The sequence below is a fragment of the Thermomonas fusca DSM 15424 genome (assembly GCF_000423885.1).
Classification (GTDB): domain Bacteria; phylum Pseudomonadota; class Gammaproteobacteria; order Xanthomonadales; family Xanthomonadaceae; genus Thermomonas; species Thermomonas fusca.
Genome location: NZ_AUIV01000025.1, coordinates 44310 through 63309, shown reverse-complemented (window position 1 = coordinate 63309; position 19000 = coordinate 44310). Strand labels below are relative to the sequence as shown.

The 19000-nt window shown below is 67.2% G+C and carries 23 protein-coding genes; 12 read left to right on the top strand and 11 right to left on the bottom strand.

Translation table 11 applies throughout. The features are described 5' to 3' along the window. Together G582_RS17585 and G582_RS0111220 are read right to left on the bottom strand one after the other, a co-directional pair. Positions 1 to 254, bottom strand: a 254-nt coding sequence (locus tag G582_RS17585; protein ID WP_211219355.1) for a transposase family protein, incomplete at its 3' end; no start/stop codon positions are given. A 116-nt stretch (positions 255 to 370) separates the two neighbouring features. Continuing rightward, entirely contained in the window at positions 371 to 913 is a 543-nt protein-coding gene (locus tag G582_RS0111220; protein ID WP_028839912.1) for a lipocalin family protein, read from the bottom strand. A gap of 206 nt (positions 914 to 1119) precedes the next feature. Here G582_RS0111220 and G582_RS16415 point away from each other — a divergent pair, with 206 nt between their 5' ends. Both G582_RS16415 and G582_RS0111210 read left to right on the top strand, forming a co-directional pair. Next, complete coding sequence (locus tag G582_RS16415; protein ID WP_038053863.1) at positions 1120 to 2013, top strand: endonuclease/exonuclease/phosphatase family protein; 894 nt, start codon at positions 1120 to 1122, stop codon at positions 2011 to 2013. Positions 2014 to 2148: 135 nt separating this feature from the next. Next, the gene (locus G582_RS0111210; protein ID WP_028839911.1) at positions 2149 to 2652 is read left to right on the top strand and encodes a lipocalin family protein; all 504 of its coding nucleotides are present in this window, start codon (positions 2149 to 2151) and stop codon (positions 2650 to 2652) included. 99 nt (positions 2653 to 2751) lie between these two features. On the opposite strand, the gene G582_RS0111205 is transcribed toward G582_RS0111210, so the two are convergent. After that, a complete protein-coding gene (locus G582_RS0111205; RefSeq protein WP_028839910.1) occupies positions 2752 to 3123 on the bottom strand; it encodes a hypothetical protein in 372 nt (123 codons plus the stop codon). 202 nt (positions 3124 to 3325) lie between these two features. Here G582_RS0111205 and G582_RS0111200 point away from each other — a divergent pair, with 202 nt between their 5' ends. Next, positions 3326 to 3628 (top strand): hypothetical protein, encoded by a 303-nt coding sequence (locus tag G582_RS0111200; protein WP_028839909.1) that lies wholly within the window; start codon positions 3326 to 3328, stop codon positions 3626 to 3628. Between the two features lie 18 nt (positions 3629 to 3646). Here the strand turns inward: G582_RS0111200 and G582_RS0111195 are convergent, their stop codons facing one another. The 3 genes from G582_RS0111195 to G582_RS0111185 all read right to left on the bottom strand — a co-directional run bounded on the left by G582_RS0111195 (position 3647) and on the right by G582_RS0111185 (position 5235). After that, entirely contained in the window at positions 3647 to 4387 is a 741-nt protein-coding gene (locus tag G582_RS0111195) for an energy transducer TonB (RefSeq protein ID WP_156880467.1), read from the bottom strand. Between the two features lie 70 nt (positions 4388 to 4457). Continuing rightward, positions 4458 to 4811: an FKBP-type peptidyl-prolyl cis-trans isomerase gene (locus tag G582_RS0111190; protein ID WP_028839907.1), complete on the bottom strand. Its 354-nt coding sequence runs from the start codon at positions 4809 to 4811 to the stop codon at positions 4458 to 4460. A 94-nt stretch (positions 4812 to 4905) separates the two neighbouring features. After that, a complete protein-coding gene (locus G582_RS0111185; RefSeq protein ID WP_028839906.1) occupies positions 4906 to 5235 on the bottom strand; it encodes a DUF6122 family protein in 330 nt (109 codons plus the stop codon). A gap of 198 nt (positions 5236 to 5433) precedes the next feature. Here G582_RS0111185 and G582_RS0111180 point away from each other — a divergent pair, with 198 nt between their 5' ends. After that, complete coding sequence (locus tag G582_RS0111180; RefSeq protein ID WP_028839905.1) at positions 5434 to 6003, top strand: type 1 glutamine amidotransferase domain-containing protein; 570 nt, start codon at positions 5434 to 5436, stop codon at positions 6001 to 6003. Between the two features lie 105 nt (positions 6004 to 6108). Further along, complete coding sequence (locus tag G582_RS0111175; protein WP_028839904.1) at positions 6109 to 6417, top strand: hypothetical protein; 309 nt, start codon at positions 6109 to 6111, stop codon at positions 6415 to 6417. A gap of 65 nt (positions 6418 to 6482) precedes the next feature. Here the strand turns inward: G582_RS0111175 and G582_RS0111170 are convergent, their stop codons facing one another. From G582_RS0111170 to G582_RS0111150, 5 genes are all read right to left on the bottom strand, one after another. Continuing rightward, on the bottom strand, positions 6483 to 6959 hold the full coding sequence (locus G582_RS0111170) for a hypothetical protein (protein WP_028839903.1): 477 nt from the start codon (positions 6957 to 6959) through the stop codon (positions 6483 to 6485). Between the two features lie 592 nt (positions 6960 to 7551). Next, positions 7552 to 8565, bottom strand: coding sequence for a hypothetical protein (locus tag G582_RS18010; RefSeq protein ID WP_156880465.1), 1014 nt, complete (start codon positions 8563 to 8565; stop codon positions 7552 to 7554). 84 nt (positions 8566 to 8649) lie between these two features. Then, a complete protein-coding gene (locus G582_RS0111160) occupies positions 8650 to 9420 on the bottom strand; it encodes a TSCPD domain-containing protein (protein ID WP_028839901.1) in 771 nt (256 codons plus the stop codon). 79 nt (positions 9421 to 9499) lie between these two features. Further along, a complete protein-coding gene (locus tag G582_RS16410; RefSeq protein ID WP_051247169.1) occupies positions 9500 to 10105 on the bottom strand; it encodes a histone H1-like repetitive region-containing protein in 606 nt (201 codons plus the stop codon). Positions 10106 to 10214: 109 nt separating this feature from the next. Further along, positions 10215 to 12365, bottom strand: coding sequence for an adenosylcobalamin-dependent ribonucleoside-diphosphate reductase (locus G582_RS0111150; protein ID WP_038053861.1), 2151 nt, complete (start codon positions 12363 to 12365; stop codon positions 10215 to 10217). Between the two features lie 557 nt (positions 12366 to 12922). Between G582_RS0111150 and G582_RS0111145 the strand changes: the two genes are divergently transcribed. The 7 genes from G582_RS0111145 (at position 12923) to G582_RS0111115 (ending at position 18998) form a co-directional block, all read left to right on the top strand. Next, positions 12923 to 14353 (top strand): Do family serine endopeptidase, encoded by a 1431-nt coding sequence (locus G582_RS0111145; RefSeq protein ID WP_028839899.1) that lies wholly within the window; start codon positions 12923 to 12925, stop codon positions 14351 to 14353. Positions 14354 to 14413: 60 nt separating this feature from the next. Further along, the gene (locus G582_RS0111140) at positions 14414 to 14770 is read left to right on the top strand and encodes a hypothetical protein (protein WP_028839898.1); all 357 of its coding nucleotides are present in this window, start codon (positions 14414 to 14416) and stop codon (positions 14768 to 14770) included. A gap of 6 nt (positions 14771 to 14776) precedes the next feature. Next, positions 14777 to 15352: a phage holin family protein gene (locus tag G582_RS16405; RefSeq protein WP_248642768.1), complete on the top strand. Its 576-nt coding sequence runs from the start codon at positions 14777 to 14779 to the stop codon at positions 15350 to 15352. Between the two features lie 10 nt (positions 15353 to 15362). After that, positions 15363 to 15734 (top strand): hypothetical protein, encoded by a 372-nt coding sequence (locus tag G582_RS17270; protein ID WP_051247167.1) that lies wholly within the window; start codon positions 15363 to 15365, stop codon positions 15732 to 15734. Continuing rightward, positions 15731 to 16849, top strand: a complete 1119-nt coding sequence (locus tag G582_RS0111125) for an AI-2E family transporter (RefSeq protein WP_051247166.1) — start codon at positions 15731 to 15733, stop codon at positions 16847 to 16849. Before G582_RS17270 ends, G582_RS0111125 begins: the two co-directional genes overlap by 4 nt. Before the next feature lie 62 nt (positions 16850 to 16911). Further along, positions 16912 to 17625 carry an HAD family hydrolase gene (locus G582_RS0111120; protein ID WP_028839896.1) on the top strand — a complete coding sequence of 238 codons (714 nt, stop codon included), beginning with the start codon at positions 16912 to 16914 and terminating at the stop codon, positions 17623 to 17625. Next, the gene (locus G582_RS0111115; RefSeq protein ID WP_028839895.1) at positions 17622 to 18998 is read left to right on the top strand and encodes a leucyl aminopeptidase family protein; all 1377 of its coding nucleotides are present in this window, start codon (positions 17622 to 17624) and stop codon (positions 18996 to 18998) included. The genes G582_RS0111120 and G582_RS0111115 overlap by 4 nt, the downstream gene beginning before the upstream one ends. Positions 18999 to 19000 lie beyond the last annotated feature (2 nt).

Below are 19000 nucleotides of genomic sequence, written 5' to 3'. Positions count from 1 at the left end.
CACGCCAGTCGCAGACGCGGGACATGCAACTCCACCGGATCGCCAAACACCGGCAGATCCCGAACACACCGCATCGTCCGATCATGGACGGCCGCCACGACCTGGGCGCAACCCACGCAACAATGTTGCGCTTGCCGGAGCGGCTCCAGCTCGATGACCAGCCAACGCCGCTCCCCGCGCGGCTCATGGCGCCACTTGCGGACGCGGTATCCCTCCCAGCCACCAAGCCGGGACATACAATCTTGTTCGGCCACGGCCGACCTTCAGTTTGTTGCCTCGAGAACAGCAAGTCTGACCGGTCGGCCGTGCGCCTCTCCCTCAGTTGGGAGAAGAACCCTTTTTTTGGCCTGCCGTCGGCGGCGCAGGGCTCTCAGTCCACGGTCGCGCCGGCCTGGACCAGCTGCTCGACCGGATAGCCGCGGCGCGCCGCGCGCGCACGGATCGCGTCGAACTGCGCACGCGGCATCACCGGCGTGCGCGAGAGTATCCACAAGTACTTGCGCGACGGCCCGCCCACCACCGCCCAGCGGTAGTCCGGATCCAGCTCGACCACCCAGTAGTCGGCCCAGACCATCGGCAGCCAGCCCAACCACGCGGGCGCGAAGCGCACCTGCAGCTGCCCCGGCTGCCCGGCCACCGGCCGCGCGATGGCCTCCGACACCAGCCGCTTGCCGTCGCGCCGCTCGCAGGCGTTGCGCACCGCCATCCTGCCGTCCGGCCGCGGCATGTAGGTCGCGGTGATCGCAGCCGTGCAGTTGCGCTGGAAGAACATCGGCAGGTGCGCGATCTCGTGCCACTGGCCGGCGTAGCGCTGCAGGTCCAGCGCCGGCACCGCCGCATTCGGCAGCGGCGCTTCCTGCGCGCGGGCAAGGCCGGTGACCAGCAGCAGGGACAGCAACAGGGAACGCGGCATGGCGGCATCTCGCGGCAGGGGGAAGGGGATTGTCGGCGGCACGGGCGCAGGTCCGGGTGAACACCATGGCGTACCCGCAGCCGTGCTTGGTGCGTCGTCGACTTGCGCGGGCTACGCGCGATCCGGCGCGAACGGATGCACCCCGTGCGCGACGCGCCATGTACATCGCAATGGAGGGAACCCCGCGCGCATGGTCTACTACGCGGATGACACGCCCTGCCCTGATCGTCGCCCTCTGCCTGCTCGCCGGCGCCTGCACCGCCCCGCGCGAGCGCCCCGCCACGCCGCCTGCCTCCACGCTCACGCTGGCGAGCTGGAACATGGAACACCTGGCCGAACGCAACGACAGCGGCTGCCGCCCGCGCAGCGATGCCGACTACGCCGCGATGCGCGCCTATGCCGAGGCGCTGGATGCGGACGTGATCGCGTTCCAGGAAGTGGAATCGCGCGCCGCCGCCGAACGCGTGTTCGACCCGGCGCGCTACACCATCGAAATCGAGCAGCGCGTGGGCAGCGGCCGCAAGGGCGAATGCGGCGGCAAGCCCGGCCTGACCATCAACCCGCAGCGCACCGGCTTCGCCATCCGTAAGGGCGTTTCGTTCGAGCGCCAGCCCGACCTCACCGACCTGCAACTCGGCAATCCCGACCTGCGCTCCGGCGTGGACCTGGTGGTGCGGCCGGCGGGCGCCGCGCCGATCCGGCTGCTGTCGGTGCACCTGAAGGCCGGCTGCAACAGCGGCGACCAGCGGGAGGCCTGCCCGGTGCTGTTCCAGCAGGTGCCGGTGGTGGAACGCTGGATCGACCAGCGCGCCGGCGAGCGCCTGCGCTTCGCGGTGCTGGGCGACTTCAACCGTCGCCTTGCGTTGCCCGGCGACGCGGTGTGGGCGGACTGGGACGATGCCAGCCCTGCCAACGCCGATCTCGCGCGCGCCTCCGGCGACCAGGGCGCGCGCTGCAACCCGCGCTATCGCGACTTCATCGACTACATCGTGCTGGACCGCCGCGCCAGCGGCGGCCTCGTCCGGTTCGAGGAAAAGACCTACGCCGGTCCCGCGCTCAGCGACCACTGCGCGATCACCGCGCAGCTGCAGCCGCACTGAGCCGCCAACCGGCGCAACAAGTTTGCGACCGCGCGAGGCGACAGGCGTCGGTCGACGCCGTGCGCGGCGCCCTCTTCACGTGATGCCCGCTTGCGCGCGGCCATGCTCCGGCTTCCCCCAACGCCGGACACCCGCATGACGCCTACCCCGAGCACCCAGACCTTCGTTGACCTGCAACGCTACCTGGGCAACTGGTACGAGATCGCGCGCAAGCCGATGCGCCACGAGGACGCCACCGCCCGCGACGTCACCGCCACCTACTCACTGGATGAAACCGGCGCGGTGTGCGTGATCAACGCCTGCATCAACGCGGAGGGCGAAGTGGAAGTGTCGACGGGCCTGGCCACGCCCACCGATGCCAGCAACGCGCGGCTGGAGGTGAGCTTCCTGCCGGAGGGCCTGCGCTGGATCCCGTTCGCCAAGGGCGACTACTGGATCCTGCGCGTGGATGCCGACTACCAGACCGCGCTGGTCGGCGACCCGGACCGCAAGTACCTGTGGCTGCTGCACCGCCAGCCGAAGATGGACGACGCCACCAAGGCAGCCTGGCTGGACGTCGCGCGGGCGCAGGGCTACGCGCTGGACGACCTGATCTACCCGCAGCAGAGCGGACAGGTGCACCTGGAGGCCGGTCGCTGAGGCATGTGTGCGGAGCCGCCCGCCCATCTGCTGCTGACGCAGGCAACGGAGGCGCCCGCAGGCGGCCTCCGCTGGCAGCAGGCGCGCGCCAGGCGCGGCTTATTCGGCGTCGATGTCGACGCGCACGCCCTGCACGGTGTTCTCGATCACGGTCACCGCGAAATCGCGCTCGCCCTCGCGCTTCTTCGCCAGTACATCCTCGCCGTCGTCCACTTCCACGCTGTAGCGGTTGCTGGCCACCATCTGCAGCGCGGTGCCGATGTCGCGCGCCACGGCGTTCTCGGCGCGGCCGGCGGCTACCTGGGTGGTGGCGCGGATCGGCTCGCCCTTCTCCGGCGCCACCTGCACCACGATCTGGCCGGCGCTTTCGGCATTGCCGCTGATCTCCAGCCGCCACTTGTTCTGCAGGCCATCGGCACGGGCCGCGCAGGCAAACAGCGCCAGGCTGGTTGCAAGGATCCAACGACGCATGGGTTGCTCCTTTCCGGGGGGATGGAGGCCCAGCGATAACGGCGCCGCCGTGAGCAGGCGGTGAAACATCGGCGCGCTGGCTGCAAAGCATTCAGCCTGTCGCGCAATCCCAACCGCAGCTGTCTGGCGCGCGGACTTGCTCACGCCGCGTGCACAACGGGCGCACGGACACTTGGCGCATGACCCCACCTGAGCCGCGCAGATGGATCACGGCACCCGCTGCATCGAAGACACCGGCATGGAAGCCGACCTGACCGCACTGGACGCGCTGGAACTGGACATGCCCGCACTGCAGGCGCGTGCCAACAACCTGTTTGCGCTGGCCACCGCGTGGGCCGAGCGCCACGACGCCATCATCGCGGCCACGCCCGCGGCCTCGCTGGGCGTGGTCGAGGCGCGCCTGCGCCGCATGGGAATCCGCTGGGGCATGGTCCCCGGCGCACGCATGACCGGGCAGTTCCCGGCGCTGCCGGCGATGGGTGTCCCGGAGGCAAAGGCCCGCTGAGGCCAACCCGATCGAAGGTCAGAGGAACGTGCCGGCCACCGGCGTTTCCAGCTTCGCTTCGGGACACATGTCGGTGTAGCGGTCGAACAGCTCCGCAACCTCCGGCGGCGCTTGCAGCTGACCTGATAGGTCACCCGTCTGGAAAGTGATCGGCACGTTGTCGCGGCACGCAATCGGCGCGCCCTCGAACGTGTGCGGCACCGACCAGGTCGCCATCGCTTCGCGCGAGGCGGCATCCAGGCGCTGGTACACCCGGTCGACCTTGCCGGGATACACCAGCTCGACCTCGATTGGCTTGCCCGCCGCGTCGTACAGCACCGCATACACCAGCACTGCATTGACGCCGCTGCGCATCAGCTCGGGCGGGAAGCGCGGCGGCGACATCGGCGTTTTGTCCGTCCGCCGTACGATCAGGGCGGGTTTCTCCTGCTTGCCCACCCCGAGGATGCGGAAGGCGAAGCTGCTTTCCGCCACCGGCACAATTTCCAGCTTGATCGACTGCGACACCGGCGCCGCCACCGCCTTGCCCTGCCATTGCAGGGGCGTGTAGCGCCACGTTGCGACCCGGCGCCGGACCATCGCCTGCAGGTTTTCCGCCAGTGCCGCATCCGGCTGGATGTCGGCCAGTGTGCCGTCGGCCTGCACCGTGGCGCTGAAGTCGAACCGCACCAGCTGCGGCTTGGCCGGTGGCTTCGCCGCCTGCGCCATTCCCGACACCACGATGCCGCCCACCAGCGCGGCGCACAGTTTCATCCGCATTTGCACTCCCCCCGGAATGGCGCCGCCCGCGAAGGCAGGCGGCGCACTGGATCAGACCGCCCCGTGGCGCTTACGCGCCCAGCAGTTCCACCTCGAACTTCAGCGTGGCGTTCGGCGGAATCACGCCGCCGGCGCCGCGCACGCCGTAGCCCAGGTTGGGCGGGATGATCAGCGTGCGGGTGCCGCCTTCCTTCATGCCCTGCACGCCTTCGTCCCAGCCGCTGATGACCATGCCACCACCGAGCGGGAAGATGAAGGGCTCGCCGCGGTCCTTGCTGGAGTCGAACTTGGCACCCTGCTCGCCGTTCTCGTACAGCCAGCCGGTGTAGTGCACGGTGACATTGCGGCCGGGCCTGGCCTCCGCGCCGCTGCCAACAACGGTGTCTTCGAACTGCAGCCCGGAGGCGGTGGTGGTGAAAGCCATGGTGATTCCTTTCGGTGGTGTTGAGACAGGCGGAAAGTGTAGCGGGCGGCACGGGACGGGTGCGCATGAACGCTGCGCAACCCGGCGGCTGCATTCAGCGCATCAGCAGGCAATCCAGCGCATCCAGCGCGATATGGATCAGCAGGCCGATGCCCACCAGCCGGGTCACGCGCGGCACCACCAGCGCACCGTACACGGCGATGGCCGGCGCGGTGTGCAGCGGGTGGAAGCCGATGCTGCAGCGCCCCGGCGCGTAAATGGGGTCGGCCAGCAGGTGGTCGATGTCGATCAGCCAGCCCAGCAGCAGCAGGCCCCAGGCGCGTCGGAAGCCGATGGACTTCAACCGGTCCCGATAGAACAGCCATGCGACCAGCGCCGGAACGGCGGCGTGCAGCAGCAGGTGCAGGAGGGCGCGCAGGGTCATGCGGGGTAATCGATATCGGCGTGACGCACTAGGTTACGGCGCGGCGGCGGCCAGCGTGGCCGTCCGGGCAGGCCGGCCTTTGCATCAGCGCGCCTGACCGCCCCCTGCTTGCTGTTTTTCTAACGCGATGGTCACCAGGCGGCTACTGCGTCTGCGGCAAGCTGGCCCTCCTTCCCCTCCCTCCAAGAAGGAGTTCCCATGGCCAACACCTTGCGCGGCAAAACCATCGCCATCCTCGCCACCGACGGCTTCGAGCAGGTCGAAATGACCGAGCCCAAACGCGCCGTCGAGGACGCGGGCGCCACCACGCGCCTGCTCTCACTGAAGACCGGCGAGATCCAGGGCATGCACCACGACAAGAAGGGCGACACCTTCAAGGTGGACGGCCGCGTGGCCGATGCCAGCATCGACGAATTCGACGGCCTGCTCCTGCCCGGCGGCGTTGCCAACCCGGACGCGCTGCGCATGGACAAGGCCGCGGTGGACTTCGTGCGCGACTTCGCCAACAGCGGCAAGCCGATCGGCGTGATCTGCCACGGCCCGTGGGTGATGGTGGAAGCCGACGTGGTGCGCGGCCGCAGGATGACGTCCTGGCCCAGCGTGCGCACCGACCTGCGCAACGCCGGCGCGGAGGTGGTGGATGCCGAGGTAGTCACCGACCGCGGCATCGTCTCCAGCCGCAAGCCCGACGACCTGCCGGCGTTCTGCCGCAAGATCGTGGAGGAGTTCGCCGAGGGCAATCACGCCGAGCGTCGCTCTGCGGCGTGAGGGCGTCAACGCGAAACGCGAGAGGCCCGCGATGTGCGGGCCTCTTGCATTGGGTGAAGTGAACCTGACCCCGTTTTCCCGTTTTCCTGTCTCTGGAGAAGGCCCATGTACTTGGTCCAGCTGCTCCTGCCGCTGCGCGACGACGAGGGCAAACCCTTCGAGAAACCGTGCTACGCACGCGTTCGCGATGAACTCACCCAGGGCTTCGGTGGTGTCACCGCCTACCAGCGCGCGCCGGCCACGGGCCTGTGGGAAGCACCTGACGGCGACGTCGAGCGGGACGATGTTGTGCTGTTCGAAGTGATGGCGGACACGCTGGACCGCGCGTGGTGGTCGCGCTATGCCGCGGACCTGGCCCAGCGCTTCAGGCAGGATGAAGTGATGGTGCGGGCCTGCCCCTGTGAGCGGCTGTGAGGGGGTGGCGGAATACGCCCCCTGCTCCGCCTGTGCCCTGGAATGCCGGGCCTGATCCGTGCCCCTCAATTCTTGCAGTAGCCCTCGCCCGGCTTGACCGTCAGGCAGTCCTGCTTGCCCGCGAGATACTTCAGGCCGGTCGCCTCGCCATCGGTATGCACCGCGCTTTCGGCAACACCGCTGCGCATGAAGCGCAGGCCTTCGGCAGTCACCGAGCCGTCGAACGTACCCTTGTTGTCGAGGTCCCATTGCATGTCGAGGGTGACGCCGCCACCGGGCTTCGAGGCCACCACCAGATACATGCCCTCCACCCCCGTCCAGCGACCGAGGTAGCTGGCCTCCGTCTGCGGGGTATCCGCCGATGCCGGCGGCGTGGCGGGCGCGGCATTGGCACCCGCAAAGTTGTGCGCAGGCACGGTTCCGGTTGCCGGCGGCGTGGTGGCCGCGTGGTCTTCGGCCGGCGCGGGCGCATCGACTGCCTGCGGGCGATCAGAACAGGCAGCAAGCGCCGCGACGACGAACAGCAGGGGAAGTGCCTTCACGACGAACTCCGTTGTATGCACCAGGGACTGGTGTTCGTGCAGCCTACGGACGCGGGCGTTGACGTGGCGTGGTGTGCCGCTTTGCAGGGAAGTGATCCTGACCCCGTTTCCTTACAGGGAAAGTGAACCTGACCCCGTTCTCGTTCCCCGTTCTCGTTTCTCGCGAGGACTCAGATCACATCGCATTTCAAACGGAGATGTTCTCTGACCCTTTTATTTTGAAAAGGGGTCGGAAAAGGGGTCAGAGAACATTTTCCGGAAAAGGGGTCAGAGAACATTTTCCGCGCGATCACACGCAGCGCAATGCGGTTCAAACGGAAATGTTCTCTGACCCCTTTTTGCGGTAGGTGCTTATTGAACACCACGACCGAAAGTGGGCGGAGGGAATTAAGGCGACTCAATTCCATCCGCCCCTTTCTTGCCCCATTATTCATAAGTGAACCTGACCCCATTTTGGTTTCGCCCGCATGCACTCGGCCTTGGACTACCGGGCACCGATGCAGGCGGAGCGTGATTACCAAACCGTCAGGACTGTATCCTGACTACCTGTCTGTGGAATGCGGGACAGTCCACTCTGACCCCTTTTTGGCCCTTATTTTTCACTGCTCCGAGCCAAGCAGGCGTCAGCCTGCGCTTTATCAAGGTACATACGCTGCTCGTAGTTGATCCAGAGTCCTCCATCGACCTTGAGGTGAGAGTCGATCCAAAATAACTGGTCGCGCTCAGAGGCAGGAAGGTACGCCGCAAGCGTGAACTTTCGGCTGCTTCCTTTAGAGAGCAAAATTACGCCATAGATCGAATCGACCGGGTCTGAGAACGGGCGATTCAGGCTGTCTGCGGCCGTGCTCTTCATATCCATTCTGTATTCAAGTCGAATATCAATAGGGTTTAGTAGTTCAATGTCGGCGTAGACGAAATCACCACGACGGTAAAGCCTGCTAATTTTTTGTGTGGCTACAACGATCTGTTTTAGATCGTCATGTGTGAGAGCGTTTTTCCCTTTTTCTGGGGCGTTGGACAAACTAGAAATGCATGCAGGATAGAGAGCGATCTCATTTGCAGGGGTGACGTAGTCACGTACCGTAGGCCAGATAAGATCTTTAGCCATTTCGAAAGCAATGTTGGCTATCAAACCTGAGATTAAGAACACAGCAAGCAGGACACCCAGCACTTTCGGAGTGCTTGCGCCGATTTCTGCGGCGCTCGTAACGATTTTTCCTGTTGCATCTTTCGACTTGATGCTGAGTATCTGATCACGTCGGAAGCTGCTGGCGCCCTCCACCAGAAAAAGAAGACCCACTTGCTCGCCGTTGCGCAACCTCGACAACCGAACCGTACCGCTCGACTCGGCGGCAACTTCGGTGGCGGTACTTGCAATAAGCTCATAGTGAAAGGTCGGTGAGAGGCATAGCTCCACGTCGTCTTCAACTTGACGGCCAGCATTTTGCAGCTGGATGAATGCAACGCTCGATTGTTTGGCGAGTTGTGAATACTCGAACACGTGTGGCGCCACACAATAGAGGCGCCTCTTTAGGAATTGCTGTCTGGCGTACCAAGTGATTAATGCGATAAATAGTGCGGCGAGGATTGAGAGCAAGGTGGCCATAGGTTTTTGCTCAAGCCATTGATCGCAAGACAATAAAAAGGCCAGGCGCTTGCGCTGCCTGGCCTATTCTTTAGGCGCTAGCCATCACCCGCACTTGCTATACCCACAATTCAAACAAGTAGCACACCCATCCATCAGCACCAGCGCCTTGGTGCTGCACTTGTGGCACATGGTCGCGGACGGCGGGAAGGTGGCGCCTTCGCCGGTGACTTCGATGTCTTCGGGATGATCGGCAGCGCTGCCGGTCAGGCCGGCCGAACCGGCGTCAGCGTTTTTTTTTGAGCGCTCTTCGAACTGCTTGCGCTTCTCGGCGATCAGCGCGCGCTGGTGGTCGCTCATCTCCGGGTCGTGCAGCATGCCGATGGACTTCAGGTGGTCTTCGACGATGTGGCCGAGTTCGGCGACCAAGGAGGGCATGTACACGCCGCCGGCCTTGAAGTAGCCGCCGCGCGGGTCGAACACGGCCTTCATCTCGTCGACGATGAAGGTGACGTCGCCGCCCTTGCGGAACACCGCGGACATGATGCGGGTGAGCGCCACGATCCACTGGAAATGCTCCATCGACTTGCAGTTGATGAAGATCTCGAACGGGCGGCGGTGTTCGTGCTCGTTGCCGGCGTTGAGCACGATGTCGTTGATGGTCACGTACATGGCGTGTTCCACCAGCGGCGACTTGATCTTGTAGGTGCTGCCGATCAGGACTTCAGGACGCTCGATGCGCTCGTGCATCTGGATGACGTTGTCTTCGGGCTCGGCGGCCGGCGCGGGTGCCGCGGCCTTGGCGGTTTCCTTCGCCTTGTCGTCCGGGGTGACGACGGCGTAGCCCTTGATTTTCTTATCGATCCTGACGGTCATGGTCCTGACTCTGGTTGTCTGCTTGCGTTGCTTGGGATGCGCGCCGCGCCCGGCGTGCCGGGCGGGCGCAGGGACAGGCTTACTTCCGGGCGGTCTTCTTGGCCGCTTTCTTCATTGCTTTCTTGGCCGGCGCTTTCTTGGCAGCCGCCTTCTTGGCAGCCGCCTTCTTGGCGACGACCTTCTTGGCGACGACCTTCTTCGCAACCGCCTTCTTGGCGACCTTCTTGGCCGGTGCCTTCTTCGCAACGGCCTTCTTCGCCGCCGGCTTCTTGGCAACGGCCTTCTTCGCGGCGGCCTTCTTCACCGGCGCCTTCTTGGCGACGGCTTTCTTGGCGGGCGCCTTCTTGGCCGCGGCTTTCTTCGCCGCCGGCTTCTTGGCAACCGCCTTCTTCGCCGCGGCCTTCTTGCCGGCGACCTTCTTCTTCAGGCTCGCCACTTCCTTCTTGGCGTCCTTGCTGGCGGTCTCGAGCTTCTTCTTGGCCCCGGCGACGGTCTTGCTGACCGCCTTCTTCACCTTGGCCACTTCGGTCTTCACTTTCTTCTCCGCGGACTTGGCGGCTTTCTTCGCCTTGGCCACGGTGGCGCTGGCGGTGCTGGCGACCGCGCCGCCGACTTCGACAACCTTTTCTTTCGCAGTTTCAACGGCATCCGACAGCGTTGCCGTCATTCCATCTCCATTGCTCATGTGCCCTCCGGGGCGTGGGTTGGTGGGTACAACAGCGCGATCCTATACCCGGCCGCGCGCGCGTGCAGTGATTGTGGCAACACTGCCGCGCGCGCCGTTGGCCGGCACATCAGAACTTGCCGTAATACCCTTCCTTGAGCGCATCGAAGAGGTTGGCCGCGGTGTGCATCTCGCCGTCGTATTCGATCTGCTCGTTGCCCTTCACTTCCACCACGCTGCCGTCTTCCAGCTCGAAACGATAGGTGGTGTTCTCCAGGTCGGCTTCCTTCACCAGCACGCCCTGGAAGGCGGCGGGGTTGAAGCGGAAGGTGGTGCAGCCCTTCAGGCCCTGCTGGTAGGCGTAGCGGTAGATGTCCTTGAAGTCCTCGTACGGGTAGTCGGTGGGGACGTTCGCGGTCTTGGAGATGGAGCTGTCCACCCACTTCTGCGCCGCGGCCTGCACGTCCACGTGCTCCTTCGGGCTGATGTCGTCGGCGGCGATGAAGTAGTCCGGCAGCTTGGCGGCCGCGTCCTCGGCGTAGGGCATCGCCTTCGGGTTGACCAGCTCGCGGTAGGCCAGCAGCTCGAACGAGAACACGTCGACCTTTTCCTTCGACTTCTTGCCCTCGCGGATCACGTTGCGGCTGTAGTGGTGCGCGAAGCTGGGTTCGATGCCGTTGCTGGCGTTGTTGGCCAGGCTCAGCGAGATGGTGCCGGTGGGCGCGATGGAGCTGTGGTGGGTGAAGCGGGCGCCGACATCGGCCAGCTCCTCCACCAGTTCCGGCGCCACCTCGGCGACCTTCTGCATGTAGCGCGAATAGCGCGCGTGCAGGGCCTTGCCGGCGATCTTCTGACCGACCTTCCAGCCGTCCTTCTTCATCTCCGGACGCTTGCGCAGCATCTCGGCGGTGACCTCGAAGGTCTCGTCCATGATCGGCGCGGGGCCCTTTTCCTTGGCCAGCGCCAGGCCGGTTTCCCAGCCAGCCACGGCCATGTCGCGGGCGATGCGCTCGGTGAACTCGCACGACGCCTTGCTGCCGTACTTCATCTTCAGCATGGTCATGGTGCTGCCCAGGCCGAGGAAGCCCATGCCGTGGCGGCGCTTGCGCATGATCTCGTCGCGCTGCTGCTGCAGCGGCAGGCCGTTGACCTCGACCACGTTGTCCAGCATGCGGGTGAACACGCGCACCACTTCCTTGTATTCCTCCCAGTCGAACGTGGCCTGGTCGGTGAAGGGATGCTTGACGAACTTGGTCAGGTTGACCGAACCCAGCAGGCAGGCGCCGTAGGGCGGCAGCGGCTGCTCGCCGCAGGGGTTGGTGGCGCGGATGGTCTCGCACCACCAGTTGTTGTTCATCTCGTTGACCTTGTCGATCAGGATGAACCCCGGCTCGGCGTAGTCATACGTCGAGACCATGATCATGTCCCACAGGTGGCGGGCGCGGATGTGGCCGTAGATCTTGCAGGCCACCAGCCCGTCCTCGCGGGCGATGTAATTGCGGTGGGTCGGCCACTCGCGCCAGACCACCTGCTCCGGATTGTCCAGGTCGATCTCGCCCCTTTCCTTGATGTTCACCGGGAACACCAGCGGCCAGTCGGCGTCGTCCTCCACCGCCTGCATGAAGCCGTCGGTGATCAGCAGGGACAGGTTGAACTGGCGCAGCCGGCCGTCCTCGCGCTTGGCGCGGATGAAGTCCTTCACGTCCGGATGGCTGACGTCGAACGTGCCCATCTGCGCGCCACGGCGGCCGCCGGCGCTGGAGACGGTGAAGCACATCTTGTCGTAGATATCCATGAACGACATCGGGCCGGAGGTGTAGGCGCCGGCGCCGGCCACGAACGCGCCGCGCGGGCGCAGCGTGCTGAACTCGTAGCCGATGCCGCAGCCGGCCTTCAGGGTCAGGCCGGCTTCGTGGACCTTGTCCAGGATGCCGTCCATCGAGTCTTCGATGGTGCCGGAGACGGTGCAGTTGATCGTCGAGGTGGCGGGCTTGTGTTCCTGCGCGCCGGCGTTGGAGGTGATGCGGCCGGCCGGGATCGCGCCACGGCGCAGCGCCCAGGTGAAACGCTCCTGCCAGTACTGCTGCAGCTCGGCGGTGGGCTCGGCTTCGGCCAGCGCCTTGGCGACGCGCTTGTAGGTGCCGTCGATGTCGGCATCCAGCGGCGCCCCCTGCTTGGTCTTCAGGCGGTACTTCTTGTCCCAGATGTCGGTCGATGCCGGCTGCATCGGAATGTCCTGATTTGCGTCCGTGGTCACCGCTTCAAGCCTCGCCGTGCTCATGCCCTTCGACTCTCCTGTCTTTATAGACCCGCCAGCTGGCGGACCCGTTGCCCGTGCCCCGCCCCCGGCTTCCGACGGGGGCGACGATGCAGGCCGCGCGGGGCGCGCAGCCTGCTGCTTTCTCAATGTGATGGCGTTGCCGCCGGTTCTTGCTTCGTCACGCGCCGCTCCCCTGCCGACGTCGTTGCCCCGTATCCTGCGGCGCCCCTGCGCCACTAGCCTTGGGTTTTCCTGCAATCACGAACCACTAGATCTAGTGGCCCAACCCGACGGACGATAGCCACGCCCCCGGACCAAGTCAACGCCAAAATTTGCGCCCGGAGGCTTGCGTTTCCGGGCGCCTGGCTGAGATCGCCCGGCGATGCGGGTTCCACGGCAAGCGACGGTTTCTGGGCGTGGAACTGAATGCGGAAATGTTGCAGCGCGGTGCATGGGCAGCGCCGGCAATGCCTCCCTGCCGACCCCCCGCCCGGGCCGCCTTCAGCCAGGATTGCGCGTGCCATCACGAGACTCGGCAATACTTGACCTGTCACCAACCTTGCCCCACGTATCACCGCATGAAGACCGCCACCAAGACACTGTTCGCCCTGACCGCCGCCGCCGCGTTCGGCGGCTTCGCCGCCACCGGCCTCAACCTGATGCTGGAGCAGCCGGCCGCCGCCGCGCCGACCGCGAGCGCCGCGGTGCCGGCCACCGCGGCGCTGCCGACAGCCGTCAACGGCACGCCGCTGCCGTCGCTGGCGCCGATGCTGAAGAAGGTGCTGCCGGCGGTGGTCAGCGTGAACACCAAGCAGCGGGTGCGGGTGAACACGCCGTTCGGCGACGACCCGGTGTTCCGCCGCATCTTTGGCATCCCGCAGGAGCGCATCGCGCAGTCGCTGGGCTCGGGCGTGATCATTGACGCCCAGCGCGGGCTGGTGCTGACCAACAACCACGTGGTCGAGGACGCCGACGAAGTGCAGGTCACGCTGGCCGACGGGCGCAGCCTGAAGGCGGAGTTCGTGGGCAACGACGCCGACACCGACATCGCGCTGATGCGCATCCCGGCGCAGAACCTCACCGCCATTCCGGTGGCGAACAGCGATGCGCTGCAGATCGGCGACTTCGTGGTCGCCATCGGGAACCCCTTCGGCGTCGGTCAGACCGTGACCAGCGGCATCGTCTCCGCGGTGGGCCGCAACAACCTGCCCGGCGCCGGCTACCAGAACTTCATCCAGACCGACGCCAGCATCAATCCCGGCAATTCCGGTGGCGCGCTGGTCAACCTCAACGGCGAGCTGGTCGGCATCAACACCGCCAGCTTCAACCCGCGCGGTTCGATGGCGGGCAACATCGGCCTGGGCTTCGCCATTCCGTCCAACCTGGCCAGCCGGATCAAGGACCAGCTGCTGGCCGGCGGCGTGGTCCGCCGCGGCACCCTGGGCATCGACACCCAGGACGTGGACGCACGCATCGCCAAGGGCCTGGGCCTGGCCGAAGCGCGCGGCGCGGTGGTCACCCGCGTCTATCCCGGCTCGGCCGGCGGCGCGGCGGGCCTGAAGATCGGCGACGTGGTGGTGGCGGCCAACGGCCAGCCGGTGGACAACGCCGAGGCGCTGCGCAATTTCCAGGGCCTGCAGGCGCCGGACGCGAAGATCACGCTGGACCTGCTGCGCGAGGGCAAGCCGCTGAAGATCACCAGCGGGCTGCGCGAGGCGCCGAAGGCGCTGGCCGGCGAGCAGCTGGATGCGCGGCTGGCCGGCGCCAACTTCGCCGAGCTGCCCGAATCGCTGCGCCGGCAGGGCCTGGCCGGGGTGCTGGTGGAGAAGGTGGAACGCGGCAGCCGCGCGCAGCAGAACTACCTGCAGCCCGGCGACGTGATCCTCACCGCCAGCAGCGGCGACTTCAGCGACCTCACCGGCTTCCGCGCCAGCCTGTCCCGCGGCGGCGAGCAGCTGGTGCTGCAGGTGCTGCGCAACGGCCGCGCCTACAACGTGCCGATGCGCTGACGCGGCCGTCACGCATCGGTGCGACACTGCCCTTTCCCACTCCCACTCGAGGATGCGTCAATGAGCGAACACACCGATGCGGTCAAGAGCGGCCTGGGCGAGGCCGGCGCGCACCTGAAGCAGGCGGCCAGTGCTGGCGGCGGCGCGGTCCGCAACGCGGCGGCCGTGGCCGGTGACGAACTGCGGCTGGGCAAGGCGCAGATCAAGGCGGAACTCGCCGATGGCGCGCTGTCCGGGCTTGGCGCCGCCGAGCATCTGGGCGCAGCCGCAGGCGAACAGGCCAGCGCGCTGATGGACAAGGGCCGCGACCTGCTGGACAGCGCCGCCGAGCTGATCCGCGAGCGCCCGCTGGTGGCGTTCGGCGCGGCCTTCGCCGCCGGCTGGATCATTTCCAGACTTGGCCGCAGCGACAAGTAAGCACCCATGCATGCCAACGAGGACGCCCCGCAGGACACGCCGCGGGGCGCACCGGATGATGCATCGGCGCAGGCCGCGCCCGGCATCGAAGAAACCCTGCGCGGGCTGCGTGACGAAGGCCGGGAAGGACTGAAGGCGGCTGCCGACGCGGCCAAGGCGCTGCGCATCCTGGTGGCCGCCGATGTCTCGCTGGCGCGCAGCGCGTTCGGCCGCACGTTGGCCTTCACCGGCATCGCGATCGCCTTTGGCGCCTCCGCTTGGCTGCTGCTGATGGCCGCGCTGGTGGCGGCGCTGGTGGTTGCCGGACTTTCGTGGCTGGCGGGATTGCTGATTGCCGCTGCGCTGAGCATGGTGGCCACCGCCGCCGCGGGTTTCGGGGCAATGCGCTACTTCGAGCACACCCGCCTGAAAGCCACGCGTCGCCAGCTGGCCCGGCTGGGCGTGGGCGAACTGGCCGACTTCATGCCCGATGCGGGTGGCGCGCAGTCCAGCGAGGCTGCCGCGGAAAAGGTGGCGGAGGTTGAAGCGCAGACCGGCACGCCGCCGAAGAAGGGCCTCGGCATCGACGTGACACCGCCTTAAGGGAGCCGCGATGGGATTCGACGCGCTACTCACCAAGGTCAAACAGGCGGAAGAGACGCTGGAAGCCCGCGAGCGCGAAGCCGTGGGCCGTTGGCGCCACTTGGCCGCCAGCTGGCGCGCGGCGTGGACGCCCGGCCGGATTGTCATCGTGGGGCTTGCCGCCGGCTTCGTGGCTGGCCGCGCCAAACCTGCGCAGCTGGCGAGCAGTGGCAACGGCGTGGTGGCCCTGCTACGCACGCTGGCGCCGCTGCTGGCCGGACTGCAGGCAGGCGTGCAGACCGCGCAAGCGGCGCAGGAGGAGGTGCAAGAGAGCCCACCCGCGCCCGCGCCGGCACCTGCCCCCGCGCCCGTTGTTCCCCCCAGCTATGGGGCGATTCCGTGAGCGCATCGGCCGATGCCGCGACAACGATCGCCGAGGCGCCCGCCGCAGGCGAACCCGCGCCACCTGCGCCGCGCCCGCGCGGGCCGCTTTCGCTGGTGGTACTGGCGGTGCTGGCGGTCGCCTACACCCTGTGGGCCAGCCAGGACCTGATCCTGCCGGTGCTGCTGGCGATGTTCTTCGCGTTGATCGGCAACCCCATCATTCGGCTCTTGCAGCGCCTGTACGTGCCGCGCTTCGTGGCCGCGCTGGCGGTGCTGTGCAGCGGCATCGCGCTGACCGTGCTGCTAGGCCTGCAGCTGGTGCAGCCGGCCAGCGAATGGGTGCGCGAAGCGCCGCGCGAACTGCGCACCCTGACGCCCAAGCTGCAGAAGCTGACCAAGCCGGTGCAGGACGCCAACCGCGCCGCCGAAAACATCGCCCGCGTGGCTGGTGGCGAGAGCACGAGCAAGCCGGTGCAGGTGGTGCGCACGGAGGTCAACGATCCGTACAAGTCGCTCACCGCCACCCCGATGATGATGGCCTCGGTGCTGGCAGTGGTGCTGCTGACGTTCTTCTTCATGGTTTATGGCCAGGATCTGCAGCGGCACGCCATCGCGCTGCTGCCGGACCGGCAGAAGAAGAAGCTGACGGTGGAGATCCTGCAGGCCATCGAGATCGAGATCAGCCGTTACGTGCTGACCATCAGCGCGATCAACGCGGTGGTGGGGCTGGCCTTCGCCGGCTGCCTGTGGTTCTTCCTCGAGATGCCAATGGACGAGGCGCTGCTGTGGGGCACGATGGCGATGCTGCTCAACTTCGCACCCTACGTCGGCCCGCTGATCGGCATCGTGGTGATGCTGCTGATGGGCTTCTCCAGCTACGACGAGCCGCTGCGCGCGCTGCTGCCGGCAGCGATCTACCTGGGCTTGCACACGCTGGAAGGACAGATCGTGACCCCGATCATCCTGGGTCGGCGGATGGCACTGTCGCCGCTGGTGCTGATCCTGGCGCTGATGGTGTTCGGCTGGCTGTGGGGAATCATCGGCCTGCTGCTGGCGGTGCCGATGCTGGTCTGCGTGAAGATCATGCTGGCGAAGATGGAAGGCATGGACGGCTGGGCGCGCCTGCTCGAATAGCCGGGCCGCAGGCCAGGACGCGCCGCCGGGCGCGCCCTGACTGGCCGGCCTACAATGGCGGCGTGAACCTGCCCATCCGCGCCATCACCCTCGATCTCGACGACACCCTGTGGCCGTTCGCCCCGATCGGGGACCGCATCGAAACCGCCCTGCACGCCTGGTTCTCCGAGCACAGCCCGCGCACCGCCGAGCGTTTCCCGATCAGCGAAATGCGCGCGCTGCGCGAGCGGGTCTTCAGCGAGTTCCCGGAGCATGCGCACGACCTCGGCCTGCTGCGCCGGCTGACCATCGAACGTGCGCTGCGCGAGAGCGGCGACGACCCGGCACTGGCCAGCGCGGCGTACGCGATCTTCTTCCACGAGCGCAACCGGGTGGACTTCTATCCCGACGCGCACGCCGGCCTGCAGCGCATTGCCGCGCACCTGCCGGTCGCCGCGCTGACCAACGGCAACGCCGACCTTGCGGCGATCGGCATTAGCAGCCTGTTCCGCTTCCAGCTGGGCGCGCGCGAATACGGCGCGGCCAAGCCGGATGCCGGCCTGTTCCATGAGGCCTGCCGCCGGCTGGGCGTTGCCCCCGGCGAAGTGCTGCACGTAGGCGACCATCCGCACATGGACGTGGCGGGCGCCGCCAACGCCGGCCTGCGCAGCTGCTGGATCGACCGCGGCGACCACGCCTGGCCGGAACCGCTGGCGCGCGCCGACCTGCACATCCCCACCCTGACCGCGCTGGCCGACTGGCTGGACGCGGGCGCTGTTTTCGAGAACGCCGCATGAACCTGCCCGCCGGCTTCACCGCCACCACCGACACCCCGCTGCCGCTGCATGCCGTGCGCAAGCCCGAGTTCGCCGCCTGGTGCGCGGCGCAGCCCGCGCCGGTGCAGGCCTGGCTGGCGGCACAACGTTTCGACGGCAGCGCCGGCAGCGTGCAGGCCTGGGCGGATGGTGAAGGCCGCGTGGCCGGCGCGGTGCTGGGCATCGAGGACCCGCACGACCCGCTGGCCTGGGCGCACGCGCCGCGCGCGTTGCCGGCCGGCGACTGGCGGGCGGCCTGCGAACTCGACGGTGGCGCCCTCCGCGCGCTGCAGCTGGGCTGGGGCCTCGGCCTGTATCGCTTCAGCCGCTACAAGTCGCAGCCCGCGCCGCTGGCGCGGCTGGTATCGGAGGCGTTCGACGCCGAGAGCTTCGATGTGCTGGCCGCCTGCGTGCGCGTGCGCGACCTGGTCAACACGCCCACCGAGCACATGGGCCCGGACGAACTGGAAGCCGTCGCGCGCGAAATGGCGCAGGTGCATGGCGCGGCGGTAGAGGTGATCGCCGGCGACGCGCTGCTGGCGCAGAACTACCCGGCCATCCACGCGGTCGGCCGCGCCTCGCACCGCGCGCCGCGCATCATTGAACTGCGCTGGGGCGAGCCGTCGCATCCGCACGTGGTGATCTGCGGCAAGGGCGTGTGCTTCGACACCGGCGGGCTGGACCTCAAGGCCGCCGCCGGCATGCGCAACATGAAAAAGGACATGGGCGGCGCCGCGCACGCATTGGCGCTGGCCGAACTGGTGATGGCGCGCAAGCTGCCGCTGCGGACCACCCTGCTGGTCGCGGCGGTGGAGAATGCCGTCGGCCCGAATGCGTTCCGGCCCGGCGAAGTGATCGCCACCCGCAAGGGCGTCAGCGTGGAGATCGACAATACCGACGCCGAAGGCCGGCTGGTGCTGTGCGACGCGCTGACCCGCGCCTGCGAACTTTCGCCCGACCTGCTGCTGGACTTCGCCACCCTCACCGGCGCCGCGCGCATCGCGTTGGGCCCGGACCTGCCGGCGCTGTACGCCAACGACGAGGCGCTGGCCCACGAGTGGCTGGCCGCCGGCCAGCAGGCGCGCGACCCGCTGTGGCGGATGCCGCTGTGGCGGCCGTACCTGCGCTACCTCACCAGCGGCATCGCGGACCTGGCCAACAGCAGCAACACCACCATGGCCGGCAGCGTCACCGCCGCGCTGTACCTCGAACGCTTCGTCGATGATGGCGTGCGCTGGGGCCATGTGGACGTGTACGCATGGAACGACAGCGACCGCCCCGGCAAGCCTGCCGGCGGCGAAGCGCAGGGCCTGCGCGCCGCCTACGCCCTGCTGAAGGCGCGCGCCGCGGGCTGATC